This is a genomic window from Kushneria indalinina DSM 14324, assembly GCF_003385845.1.
Taxonomy (GTDB): Bacteria; Pseudomonadota; Gammaproteobacteria; order Pseudomonadales; family Halomonadaceae; genus Kushneria; species Kushneria indalinina.
On record NZ_QRDJ01000009.1, the window covers coordinates 1 to 12,283 of the forward strand.

General features: G+C 65.4%; 12 protein-coding genes and 1 tRNA gene. 8 read left to right on the forward strand and 5 right to left on the reverse strand.

Features of this window, described 5'->3' with window-relative positions:
* Positions 1 to 50 precede the first annotated feature (50 nt).
* A tRNA-Thr gene (locus C8D72_RS14390) sits at positions 51 to 126 on the reverse strand.
* A gap of 90 nt (positions 127 to 216) precedes the next feature.
* Here C8D72_RS14390 and C8D72_RS14395 point away from each other — a divergent pair.
* On the forward strand, positions 217 to 552 hold the full coding sequence (locus C8D72_RS14395; protein ID WP_115855153.1) for a YnfA family protein: 336 nt from the start codon (positions 217 to 219) through the stop codon (positions 550 to 552).
* Here C8D72_RS14395 and C8D72_RS14400 read toward each other — a convergent pair.
* Positions 543 to 737, reverse strand: coding sequence for a hypothetical protein (locus C8D72_RS14400; protein WP_115855154.1), 195 nt, complete (start codon positions 735 to 737; stop codon positions 543 to 545). The genes C8D72_RS14395 and C8D72_RS14400 overlap by 10 nt on opposite strands.
* Positions 738 to 809: 72 nt before the next feature.
* Here C8D72_RS14400 and C8D72_RS14405 point away from each other — a divergent pair, with 72 nt between their 5' ends.
* On the forward strand, positions 810 to 1,238 hold the full coding sequence (locus C8D72_RS14405; RefSeq protein WP_245955283.1) for a YidH family protein: 429 nt from the start codon (positions 810 to 812) through the stop codon (positions 1,236 to 1,238).
* Positions 1,239 to 1,241: 3 nt separating this feature from the next.
* Positions 1,242 to 1,610 (forward strand): DUF202 domain-containing protein, encoded by a 369-nt coding sequence (locus tag C8D72_RS14410; protein WP_115855155.1) that lies wholly within the window; start codon positions 1,242 to 1,244, stop codon positions 1,608 to 1,610.
* A 99-nt stretch (positions 1,611 to 1,709) separates the two neighbouring features.
* Here C8D72_RS14410 and C8D72_RS14415 read toward each other — a convergent pair whose 3' ends face one another.
* Positions 1,710 to 2,567 (reverse strand): PhzF family phenazine biosynthesis protein, encoded by an 858-nt coding sequence (locus C8D72_RS14415; RefSeq protein WP_115855156.1) that lies wholly within the window; start codon positions 2,565 to 2,567, stop codon positions 1,710 to 1,712.
* 151 nt (positions 2,568 to 2,718) lie between these two features.
* Here C8D72_RS14415 and hglS point away from each other — a divergent pair, with 151 nt between their 5' ends.
* Positions 2,719 to 4,113: a 2-oxoadipate dioxygenase/decarboxylase HglS gene (gene hglS, locus C8D72_RS14420; protein ID WP_115855157.1), complete on the forward strand. Its 1,395-nt coding sequence runs from the start codon at positions 2,719 to 2,721 to the stop codon at positions 4,111 to 4,113.
* Between the two features lie 133 nt (positions 4,114 to 4,246).
* On the forward strand, positions 4,247 to 5,500 hold the full coding sequence (locus C8D72_RS14425) for a cytochrome P450 (protein WP_115855158.1): 1,254 nt from the start codon (positions 4,247 to 4,249) through the stop codon (positions 5,498 to 5,500).
* A gap of 33 nt (positions 5,501 to 5,533) precedes the next feature.
* On the opposite strand, the gene C8D72_RS14430 is transcribed toward C8D72_RS14425, so the two are convergent.
* Together C8D72_RS14430 and C8D72_RS14435 are read right to left on the reverse strand one after the other, a co-directional pair.
* A complete protein-coding gene (locus tag C8D72_RS14430; protein ID WP_115855159.1) occupies positions 5,534 to 6,031 on the reverse strand; it encodes a universal stress protein in 498 nt (165 codons plus the stop codon).
* Between the two features lie 145 nt (positions 6,032 to 6,176).
* Complete coding sequence (locus C8D72_RS14435; RefSeq protein ID WP_115855160.1) at positions 6,177 to 7,370, reverse strand: CynX/NimT family MFS transporter; 1,194 nt, start codon at positions 7,368 to 7,370, stop codon at positions 6,177 to 6,179.
* 224 nt (positions 7,371 to 7,594) lie between these two features.
* On the opposite strand from C8D72_RS14435, the gene egtB reads away from it, so the two are divergent.
* The 3 genes from egtB (at position 7,595) to bglX (ending at position 12,272) form a co-directional block, all read left to right on the forward strand.
* Positions 7,595 to 8,941, forward strand: coding sequence for an ergothioneine biosynthesis protein EgtB (egtB, locus tag C8D72_RS14440; RefSeq protein WP_115855161.1), 1,347 nt, complete (start codon positions 7,595 to 7,597; stop codon positions 8,939 to 8,941).
* Positions 8,942 to 9,036: 95 nt separating this feature from the next.
* Positions 9,037 to 10,044, forward strand: coding sequence for an L-histidine N(alpha)-methyltransferase (gene egtD / locus C8D72_RS14445; protein ID WP_115855162.1), 1,008 nt, complete (start codon positions 9,037 to 9,039; stop codon positions 10,042 to 10,044).
* Positions 10,045 to 10,055: 11 nt separating this feature from the next.
* On the forward strand, positions 10,056 to 12,272 hold the full coding sequence (bglX, locus tag C8D72_RS14450) for a beta-glucosidase BglX (protein WP_115855163.1): 2,217 nt from the start codon (positions 10,056 to 10,058) through the stop codon (positions 12,270 to 12,272).
* The last annotated feature ends 11 nt before the right edge of the window (positions 12,273 to 12,283 follow it).

Consider the following 12,283-nt stretch of genomic DNA (forward strand, 5'->3'; position numbering starts at 1 on the left):
GCAAATAAAAAGGGAGTCAGCGCTTATTGGCGCTAACTCCCTGATATATATGGTGCCGGTAAGTGGACTCGAACCACCGACCTACGCATTACGAATGCGTTGCTCTGCCAGCTGAGCTATACCGGCGAACCCGATCCACATTCTACGACATCCCTTTTTGCCTTGCCCAGCCCCTGTGTCAGAGTAGGGCGCCCTTTGTTCGTCTTCGGAGCGGCCATGGCCCCTGTCATTACCACCCTGCTCTTTATCGTCACGGCGCTGGCCGAGATCGTCGGCTGCTATCTGGTCTATCGCTGGTGGGTGCTGAGCAATAGCGCCTGGTGGCTGGTGCCGGCGGCGGTGGCACTGGCGCTGTTTGCGTGGCTTCTCACGCTGCACCCCGCCGCCAGCGGGCGCATCTATGCCGCCTATGCCGGGGTCTATCTCATCACCGCGCTTGCGTGGCTGCGCTTGGTGGATGGTCAGCCGCTGCAGATGAGCGATTATCTCGGCGGTGGGCTGGCGCTGGCCGGGACGCTGGTCATCATGGTGGGATATCAGTCTCAGTCCTGATCGCGGACGAACAGATGCACGCCGGCCCACACCACCACGGCGGCGAGGGCAAACACGATGACCGTCAGCCGTACCGGCAGCGGCCAGTGCATAAAGGCCCAGTCGCTTTGCAGCGCGGCACCAAACAGATAGCCCGCCAGCAGCATCAGCGCGCCGAGGGCGCAGCTTCGTGTGAGAAGGGTCATGCCTGTCTCCTGCTACCATGAATCATTATCGTGTGAGGCGCACCGCGGCCCTGTCAGCGCCGGGTGCGTGTCATGCGCCCATTTTACGCCACCGATCACGCAGTCTCGACCATGACCACACCGTCTCCAGACCCCAACCGCCGCCGCGCCTTCCGCCCCCGCTGGCAGCGCCAGGGCCACCATCCGGACTATCGCTTCTCGCTGGCCAACGAGCGCACCTTCCTCGCCTGGATTCGCACCGCGCTGGCGTTCATGGCCGGCGCCGTGGGCATCTATCAGTTCGCCCCGGATGTCGCCACGCCCTGGGCGCGCGAGGCCGTCGCGGTATTGCTCTCGCTGGCCGGTGCCCTGCTGTCGCTGGCGGCCTATCGCCGCTGGGCGAGCAACGAACGCGCCATGCGCAGTGATGCCGCCCTGCCCTATACGCGGCTGTTGTTGATTCTGGCGCTGTTTGTCACCCTGGTGGCGCTGGTGCTGGGTCTGCTGCTGGTGTGGGGCTGATCCATGCTCAAGCCTGAACCGGCTGCTCAGCGCGACCCCGGCCTGCAGCCCGAACGCACCGGGCTTGCCTGGTCGCGCACCGCCTTTGTGATGCTGCTGCTCTCGGCGCTGCTGCTGCGTGGCGGGTTTGCCCATCACGAGTACTGGCTGACCTGGGCGGGCGTGGTCCTGCTGGTGACCACCGGGGCGACGTACGCCTGGGCGGGCGTGCGCCTGCGCGTCATTACGATCAGCAGTGCCCCCGTGACCGTATCGGCCACCTGGGCCATGCGGGTGACGGCGCTGACCGTCGCGCTGGTGGGGCTGAGCTTAATGGTCAGCGTGCTCTATCACGGCGAACTGCTCGCCCACCTCAGGGCGCTTTTGCCCTGAATCATGACCAGGCAGAACGCCGGCCATCGACGGGCGGGCGCCTTTCACCTGTCGTCTGAAAAAACCGGGCCAACGCCCCGGCGGGCAGGCAAGGCGGTATCACTCGCGCAGATAAAGTTCCCCCTTCCCCACCAGCACAGCGTTGCCACCAACCTGAACCCGGTCGTGATGCATGGCGGTTTCAATCACGCTGCGCCGGCCCATTTCCACGCCCTGGTGAATCACCCAGCGCCTGGCGTCCTCTACCGTTGCCAGATAGCCGCTCAGCGCGGCCGCAGCACTGCCGGTAGCGGGGTCTTCACACAGGCCGTGCTCTCTGGAGAACATCCGGCTGCAAATCACGGTCTCTTCGCCCGCCGACACGCCGGTCACATACAGGTACACCTGCTCGGTGCCGCTCGGCGCCACTGCGTTTGCCCACACAGCTTCGGAGATCTGCAGGTGTTGCAGGGCCCGGGTATCGCTGAGTTCGATCAGGTGAAACGCCAGTCCGCAGGAAGAGACCACGGGTGCGCCGACAACCTGATGGCCCTGCAGGCCGAGCAGCGCGGCAGCGGTGGTCTGGTCCAGCGCGCTGGGGGTAATACTGGCAGGCCGGGCGGTGGTGAACGTGGCTTTCTCGCCCACGTAATCAATGGACAGCTCCCCTACCGGCGGCTGAAGGATCAGCGTCTGCTCACGGCTTACCAGACCCAGCTCGGCGAGCAGCTGGGCGGTGCCCACGGTGGGGTGCCCGGCGAATGGCAGCTCATGAGTCGCCGTAAAGATCCGCATCGGGTAGTGATTCGGGGCACTGGCAGCCCCCAGAAATACCGTTTCGGCCAGGTTGAGCTCGCGGGCTACCGACTGCATGGTGGCGGTTTCAAGCCCGTCGGCATTCATGAATACCGCCAGCTGATTGCCGGAAAACGGCGCATCGGTAAACACATCCAGCAGGTAATATTCAATGCTTGTCATGGGCACTCCTTGTTCAGTATTGGCGACCTTCGAGGCAACAGCGTAACCGATGAGGCGGATCAACGGCCGTGACCACCATCACGGCGCTTGAACGCCGGCCGCCCTCGGGCGTTAAATCGAGACACGTTCATTGTTGCCACGGAGCACCCTCATGGCCCGGCACGTCAGTTCCGATGATATTCGCACCCGCTTTTCCCTCGCCATGTCCGACATGTACCGCGCCGAGGTGCCCCAGTACGGCACGCTGTTGAAGCTGGTCGCCGACATCAACGCACAGACGCTCTATCACGCCCCCGGTGACAACGCCCTGACCAACCAGGGCGGCAGCGAGATGGCGCGCATCGAGATCGAGCGCCACGGCGCGATCCGGCTGGGCACGGCCGGCGAGCTTCACACCATGCGGCGGGTGTTTGCGGTGATGGGCATGTTCCCGGTGGGCTATTACGATCTGGCGCCAGCCGGCATGCCGGTGCACGCCACCGCCTTTCGCCCGGTGGAGGACGAGGCGCTCGCCCTCAATCCGTTTCGAGTGTTTACCTCGCTGCTGCGTCTCGAGCTGATCGAGGATGAGGATCTGCGCGCGCGCGCCGCGGCCATTCTGGAGCGCCGGCAGATCTTCACCGATCGATTGATGACCCTGCTGGATCAATTTGATGCGGACGGCGGGCTCAACGATGAGGACGCCACCGCCTTTGTGATCGAGGCGCTGGAGACCTTTCGCTGGCACCGCCATGCCACGGTCGATGCGAAGACCTACCACGCCTTTCACCAGGCCCACCGCCTGATCGCCGATGTGGTGTGCTTTCACGGCCCGCATATCAACCACCTCACGCCGCGCACGCTGGACATCGATGCCACCCAGCAGGCCATGCCCGAGTGGGGCATCACGCCGAAGGCGACCATCGAAGGCCCGCCGCGGCGCAACTGCCCGATCCTGCTGCGCCAGACCAGCTTCAAGGCGCTGGAGGAGCCGATCCTCTTCCCCTCCGGTGATAGCGAGGAGGCCGGCACCCACACGGCGCGCTTTGGCGAGATCGAACAGCGCGGCGCCGCGCTCACCCGGCGCGGCCGCGAGCGCTACGACGAGCTGCTGGCCGCCTCGCGTGACACGACCCACGGCCTGGAAGGAGAAAGCCACCAGCGCGCCCTGCACGATGCCTTTCACGCCTTCCCCGATGACGAGGCGACCCTGCGCCGCGAGGGGCTGGCCTGGTTTGACTATCAGCCGCTCGAGGGCGCACGGATCGATGATCCCGAGGCTCTGCCCGTCGAGCGTGACGCGCTGGTCGAGGCGCTGATCGAGCGAAACGCCATCCGAGCGCGCCCCATCACCTACGAGGATTTTCTGCCGGTCAGCGCCGCGGGCATCTTTCAATCCAACCTGGGCGAGAGCAGCGCGCAGCACTACGCCGCCACCGACAGCCACAGTGATTTTGAAGCCGCCCTCGGCGTGGCGGTGGAAGACGAGTTCGCGCTCTACGAGCGCCGCAGCGAGCGCTCGCTCACCGCCTGTCTGGACGCGCTGGGGCTGTCACATCTCGTATAACGCCCCACCCCGGGCAGAAATCTGCTTTTATTAAAGCCCCGCCAGGCTGGCTTTCCTATGCTAAAAGCCAGCCCGGGGCATTTGTCGATTGCCGCCCTGTTGACCCCTCATCCTGTTGCCACGGGGACACGCCATGACCGACCTTCCTGCCGAACACCGCCTGGACAGCACGCTGGATCTGATGGGCGAGGGCTATCTTTACATCGGCAACCGCTGCCAGACGCACGCAAGCCCCATCTTCAGGGCGCGCATCCTGTTTGAAAACACGCTGTGCCTGCGCGGGGCGGAAGCCGCGAAGCTGTTCTACAACACCGAGACCTGCCGGCGCGCCGGCGCCGCACCCATGCGGCTGCAGAAAACGCTCTTTGGCGTCGGCGGCGTGCAGGGCCTCGATGACGAGGCGCATCGCCACCGCAAGGCGATGTTCATGGACCTGATGTCGCCGGAGGGTATTGATGCGCTGGTCAATCGGGTCAACACCGAGTGGCAGCGCGCGCTGACGCGGTGGGAGACGATGGCAGAGGTCCATCTGTTCAAGGAGTGTCAGTTCATTCTCTGTCGCGCCGTGTGCGCCTGGGCCGGCGTGCCGCTGCCGGAGGCCGATCTCGAACGGCGCACCCATCAGCTGGCCGCGATGATCGACGGCGCCGGCGCGGTCGGGCCGCGCCACTGGCAGGCGCGCCGCAGCCGCGATGATGCCGAGAACTGGATCGGCAAGCTGGTGGAGAAGGTTCGCCGCACCCCCGAGGATTACGAGGAGAGCCGCGAACAGAGCGCGCTGATCCGCTTTTCACTGCACCGCGATGAGCACGGCGAGCTGCTGCCGATTCGCGTGGTCGCCGTGGAGATCCTCAACGTGCTGCGCCCGACGCTGGCCGTGTCCCGCTACATGGTTTTTATCGCCCACGCGCTGCACTGCTGGCCCGAGACCCGCCCGGACGTCGACGATGATGACGCCATCCACCGCTTCGTGCAGGAGGTGCGCCGCTACTATCCCTTCTTCCCGGTCGCGGCGGCCCGGCTGCGTCATGACGTGGAGTGGCAGGGCTACACCCTGCCCGGCGGCACGCGGCTGCTGCTGGATCTGTACGGCACCAATCATGATCCCGACGGCTGGGAGGCGCCCGAGACCTTTGATCCCGAGCGCTTTCGTCATCGTGAGGTGGATGCCTGGCAGCTGATCCCGCAGGGCGGCGGCGATCATCACGTCAATCACCGCTGCCCCGGCGAGTGGATCACCATCCGCCTGATGGAAGAGACGATCCGGCGGCTGGACGCCATGCACTGGACGGTCCCCGAGCAGGATCTCGCCATCGATTTAAGCGAGATCCCGGCCCTGCCCGACAGCGGCATGATCCTGCGTGAGGTGCACCCGCGCCACGAGTGACCTGCCGCCCCCGCCGGGCGCTGTATTCCCGGTCTACAGCCCGGCATACGGGTTGTCAGCGGTCTCCTCCGCTGACACGGGCGAGTCATCATCGTGCACGCTGATGACCATGCAGCTGGCGATATGGCTGACCTTGTGGGAGACGCTGCCCATGAGCATGCCGCTCCAGTCGCTTAAGCCCCGGCTGCCGATCACAATGACCTGCACCTCGAACGTCTCGGCCTCATGGGCGATGACCCGCGCCGGGTCGCCATGGCGGCCGTGGGTCTCGATTCGCCCGTCAAAGCGGCTGCGAAGATGCACCTGCGCCCGCTCGAGTATCTCCTGAATTTCCGTCTCGGCGGCCTCCGGCGAGGACGCCTGGATGGCCTCCTGAAGACTGAGCAGGCTGCCGTAGTGCAGATGCGGCAGCAGCTCGCGCACGTGCAAAAGGTGCAGGGTGGCGTTCGGGCCGGCCAGCTGCGCAGCAATACTCAGGGCCTTGAGGGAATGGACCGACCCATCCACGGGGACCAGCAGGGAAGTGAACATGGCGCATCCTCCAGTGACCGCGATGGCGCCGGAATGCGCCATCGGATCCGGTCAGCATGACGCAACGCCGGCCGGCTCATCTTGATCGTGATCAATTCCGCGCACCATGGCGCCTGGCCTTTGGTCGCGCGTCACCGCCGGACGCTCACTGAGCCTCCTCACGCAGCGTGACCATCCGCGGCCGGCCGATCAGAAGGCCGGTCACGGTCTGAACGCCCAGCAGCACCAGCAAAAGCCCCAGCGACACGCCCCATCCACCGGTGACGCCCTTGAGCGCGCCAAACAGCAGCGGCCCGCTGGCGGCCAGCAGATAGCCCACGCTCTGTGACATGCCCGAGAGCATCGCAGCGTGCTGCGACTGGCGCGTGCGCAGCACGATCATGGTCAGCGCAAAGCTGAAACAGCCGCCCTGCCCGGCGCCCAGCAGGATGGCCCACAGCGCGGGGGACAGCGTCGGCGCCAGCAACAGTCCGAGAAGGCCGCTGGCAATCAGCAGACACAACCCCAGCACCAGCAGGCTGTGATGGTGCATGCGCGCCGCGATGCGGGCGATCACGTAGCTGGCCGGAATGCTCACCAGGTTGAGCAGCGACACCATGTTGCCGGCCATGGTGGTCGATACGCCCGTACTGATGGCCACCGACGGCATCCAGGTCTGCAGGGTGTAAAAGCCCAGCGACTGCATGCCCATGAAGATCGTTAGCGCCCAGGCGACCGGGCTTTTAAACAGCGCCGCCATGCGCACCGGCCCGCCCGTCTGCGGCTGCGCGGCGCGTCGAAAGGCCCGCCACAGCCAATACAGCGCCGCGATCACGGCAAGCCCCGCCCACAGCCGTATCGGCGTCGACCAGTGGCCGGTGGCCTGCAACAGCGGCACCGCCGTGCCCGCCGCCAGCGTCGCGCCGATCCCCATCACCACCGTATAGAGCCCCATGGTCTGACCCAGCCGGTCGGGGCGGTCGCGCTTGGCCAGACTCGGCATGAAGACGTTGCCAAAGGCGATGCCCAGCCCTGCAAGGAGCGTCCCGATCAGCATGACGGGGAAGAGTTCGATGCCACGCAGCACGCTGCCCAGCGCGACGGCCGCCAGCGCCAGCGCAATGGCCCGGTCCAGCCCCAGCCGGCCCGCCAGTGCCGGGGCAAACGGTGACAGCAGCCCGAAGCAGAGAATCATGCCGGTGGTGAGAAGACTCGCCGCACCGGCGCCGATCTCAAGGGACGCCATGATCGGCTCCAGCACCGGGCCGATGACCACGATGGGCGCGCGCAGGTTGATCGCGGCCAGGCCAAAGGCCAGCAGCCACAAAAGGGAAACGGACAGACGGGGAGTGCGAAACATGAGCGCTTGAACACCGGCAGGAAGAATCACGAAAGGCGCAGTCTAGCACCGTGACGCCCGCTCACCTTGCGGCCTGCCTTACCCACCGTCACAAATTTCCACGCCTCGGCGCGCACATGCCGGGAAGGCGTTGCTACGCTGAAGGAAAGTATGGTGCGGCGCCTGCATCAGCGCCGGACCGCTACCCGTCAAATGTTTGATGCGAACTCATCAGAGGACACGTCATGACCCAGACGACCCGAGCGCCGGTCGAGCGCGCCGAAAGCGCGCATACCCGCGAATGGATGCGCCGCTTTCAGCGCGTGCGCAGCGCCAGTGAAATGCTTTGTGCGCCGCTGGAAACCGAGGACTACATGGTGCAGAGCATGGCGGACGTCAGCCCGCCCAAGTGGCATCTGGCCCATGTCAGCTGGTTTTTCGAAGCCTTTATCCTCTCGCCCTACCTTGATGATTATCAAACGCCCGACCCGGCGTATGACTTCCTCTTCAACTCCTATTACGAGACCCACGGCAAACCGTTCCCTCGGCATCTGCGCGGCACGATCTCGCGCCCGACGGTGGCTCAGGTCTATCAGTTCCGTGCCCATATCGACCGGGAGATGGAGAGGCTTCTGAGCGCGCCGCCGGCGGAGCATCTCGATGAGATCATCGACCGCCTCGAGATCGGCCTGCATCACGAGCAGCAGCACCAGGAGCTGCTGGTGATGGACATCAAGCACATCCTCTCCTGCAACCCGCTGCATCCGGTGTATCGCCAGGACATTCGCGACCGGTTGCTCTCGCAGGCCGACCGGACGCCGACGCCCAGCGAGCCGCGCTGGCACCGCTATGCCGCGGGCGTGCGCCAGATCGGGGTGGATTATCCGACCCAGCCTGCACGCGAACACGACGGCGACGGCTTTGTCTTTGACAGCGAAACGCCGCGCCACCGCCAGTACGTGGCCGAGTTCGAACTGGCCGACCGCCCGGTGACCAACGCCGAGTTCATCAGATTTATCGAGGATGGCGGCTACTCGCGCACCGAGCTGTGGCTCTCGGACGGCTGGAGCACGATCCACAGGACCGGCTGGCAGGCGCCCGAGTACTGGGAGAAGGTCGACGGGCGCTGGCACACCATGAGCCTGGGCGGGCTGGTCCCGGTCGACCCCGATGCCCCGGTCTGTCATGTCAGCTTTTATGAAGCCGATGCCTACGCCCGCTGGGCCGGCGCCCGCCTGCCCACCGAGGCCGAGTGGGAGACCGCGGCCGAGGATCAGCCCCTGGACGGTCACTTCGTGGAAGATGAGGTGCTGCAGCCGCAGGCCCCCTCGCAGACGTCAGGCAGTGGCCCGCAGCAGCTCTATGGCGATGTGTGGGAGTGGACCGGCAGCGCCTTTCTGCCCTACCCGGGCTTTACGCCGCTGGAAGGCAGCCTTGGCGAGTACAACGGCAAGTTCATGTCCGGCCAGATGGTACTGCGCGGCGGCTGTTGCGCCACGCCCGGCGATCACATCCGCGCCAGCTATCGCAACTTCTTCCCGCCCCAGGCGCGCTGGGCCCACTCCGGCATCCGGCTCGCCCGCGATGTCTGACCCCGTACGGGCCGCCCTCTGGAGGGCGGCCCGATCTGGATGCCCTGATCACTGGAATTCCTGAAACTGGAACTCCTGAAAAAGGACCGGCCGTCATGTCACAGGCACTTTCCACTGCGTTTTCCTCCCCGAGCAACCGTCACCGGGTGCAGTTTCACGACCAGCTTACCGAAGATGGCGGCGAGCAGAGCCTGCTGGAGGCGCTCACGATCGGGCTGACGGATTCGCCGCGCTGGATCTCGCCCAAGCACTTTTACGATCACCGCGGTTCCGAGCTGTTCGACCGCATCTGTCAGCAGCCGGAGTACTACCCCACCCGCACCGAGGAGAGCATCCTCGAGCAGTCGGTGGACGCCATCGCCGATCGCGTGGGCGGGGATATCGATCTGATCGAACTGGGCAGCGGCGCCTCCCACAAGATCCGGCTGCTGCTTGATGCCCTGCGCCCGCACCACTATGTGGGTGTGGATATCTCACGCGATTTCCTGCTGGAAAGCACCCGACGGCTGGCCGATGACTACCCCTGGCTGGCGGTCCACGCCCTGTGCGCCGATTTCACCGCGCCGTTCACCCTGCCCGAGCTTGAAGGCGACGCCCGCCCGGTGGTGTTTTTCCCCGGCTCCTCGATCGGCAACTTCACACCCCGGGAGGCCGGCGAGCTGCTTACGCGCGTGCATGACCAGCTGCCACCCGGCGGCGGCCTTCTGATCGGGGTGGATCGCATCAAGGGCCGTGACCGGCTGGAGGCTGCCTACAACGACGCCGCGGGCGTGACGCGCGAGTTCAATCTCAATTTGATCCATCGCCTGCGCGATGAGCTGGGCGCCGGCGTGTCGCCAGAGGACTTCGAGCATCTGGCCTTTTACAACGAGGCCGCCTCGCGCATCGAGATGCATCTCATCAGCCAGCGCGATCAGAGTTTCAGCCTGGACGACCAGATCATCACTTTGGCGGCCGGAGAGCACATTCACACCGAAAACTCGTGGAAGTACAGTCGCGAAGGTTTTGAAAAACTGGCAGGCCATGCCGGATTTACCCGGCGCGATCACTGGTGTGACGACGCGCAGCTCTTTGACGTGCACTACTTCGAACGTCCGGCCTGAAGGGGGAAGAAATGTCGTTGATGTTGTCAGACCGGAAAGCGGGTCTGCCCTTCGGGGTAGATCGTGAGCGTGATCAGGCGCTGTGTGAGCAGGTCGAGGCGCTGCTTTCGCAGATGACGCCGGAAGAGAAGATCGGCCAGATGAACCAGGTGGCCGGCAGCCGCGACACCACCGGGGCGCCGGCCAATACCGATATCGAGGCGGATGTGCGCGCCGGCCGGGTCGGCTCGGTATTTAACGCCTTCGGGGTCGAGTTCACTCGCGAGCTGCAACAACAGGCGATCGAGCACTCGCGCCTTGGCATCCCGCTGCTGTTTGGCTATGACATCATCCACGGCTTTCGCACCATCTTCCCGATCCCGCTGGGCCAGGCCGCCAGCTGGCATCTTGAGGGCATCGAACACGCCACCCGTATCATGGCCGAGGAAGGCGCGGCCGCCGGCGTACACTGGACGTTTGCGCCGATGGTGGATATCTCCCGTGACCCGCGCTGGGGCCGGGTGATGGAGGGCGCCGGGGAAGACGTCCTTCTGACCTCGCGGATCGCCCGCGCCCAAGTGCGCGGCATTCAGGGCAGCGACCCGGGCGCCACCGACACCCTGGCCGCCTGCGTCAAGCACTACGCCGCCTATGGCGCCGCCGAGGCCGGGCGCGAGTACAACACCGTCGACCTGTCCGAGTGGCGCCTGCGCGAGCACTACCTGCCGCCCTTTCTGGCCGCGCTTGAGGAGGGTTGCGCCAGCATCATGACGGCGTTCAACACCCTCAACGCCATCCCGGCGACCTGCCACCCGCTGCTGCTCGATCAGATCCTGCGCCGTGAGTGGGACTTTGAGGGCATGGTGGTCACCGACTACACCGCCGTGATGGAGCTTGAATGCCACGGCGTGGCCGAAGACGCAAGTGAGGCATCACGCAAGTCGGTCAACGCCGGCGTCGATATGGACATGCAGTCCGGCTACTTCGTGGAGACGCTGAGTGAACTGGTCCAGGGCGGTCAGGTCGATGAAGCGCGCATCGACGAGGCGGTGCGGCGGATTCTGTGGCTCAAGGCCGCCCTCGGGCTGTTCGACGACCCGTATCGCTATGCCGACAACGAGCGCGAAACCCGGTGCCTTATGAATGATGCCCACCGCCGCGCCGCCCGCGAACAGGCGCGTGAGTCGATGGTGCTGCTGAAAAACGACGGCCACGTGCTGCCGCTATCCGATCAGCACCGCAAGGTGGCGCTTATCGGACCGCTGGGCAACACGCCGCGCCTGCTGGGCTCCTGGCGCGGCAACGGCGATCACGACGACACCATCACGCTGCGCGAAGGCATCGCCAACCGGCTGGGGGAAGACGCGGTCATCCTCTGCGCCCAGGGCGCCTCCAACCAGATCGGTGAGAACGATACCGACGGCATCGAGGACGCGCTGGAGCTGGTTCGACAGGCCGATGCCGTGGTGCTGGCGCTGGGTGAGGATGAAGATTATGCCGATGAAGCCGCCAGCCGCGCCGATATCGGCCTGCCGGGCGCCCAGCTCGAACTGGCCCGCCGCGTGCTGGCAGAAGCCGGCGACACGCCCGTCGCCACGGTGCTCTTCAACGGCCGCCCCATGGACCTGACCGAGCTGGATACCATGGCGCCGGCCATTCTGGAGGCCTGGTGGCCGGGCACCGAGGCGGGCAATGCGGTCACCGACGTTCTTTTTGGCGACGTGAATCCCTCCGGCAGGCTACCGATGACCTTTCCGATCAGCGTCGGCCAGGTGCCGATCTACTACAACGCCTTCAACACCGGCCGGCCCAAGGGCGTCGATCCCAAATACGCCTCGCAGTATCTGGATATTCCCAACGCCCCGCTCTACCCCTTCGGCTTCGGACTCTCCTACACCAGCTTTGAGTACGGCCCGATCGAAACAGAGGCCACGGAGATCGCCCTGGAGGACACGCTTGAGGTGAGTCTCACCGTCACCAACACCGGCGAGCGCGAAGGCATCGAAGTGGTACAGCTCTACCTGCAGGACGTGAGTGCCAGCGTCGTGCGCCCGATTCGCGAGCTCAAGGACTTCCAGCGTCTTACACTGGCGCCGGGTGCCTGCGAGCTCGTCACCTTCCGAATCACGCCCGACATGCGCCACTTTCTAAACGCCGAACTGGAAAGTGTGCAGGAACCGGGGCTGTTCCGGGTGCAGATCGGCCGCTGTTCGCAAAGCGGTGAGGAGATCGAGTTTAGCGTGGCGTGACGGCTTCTCGA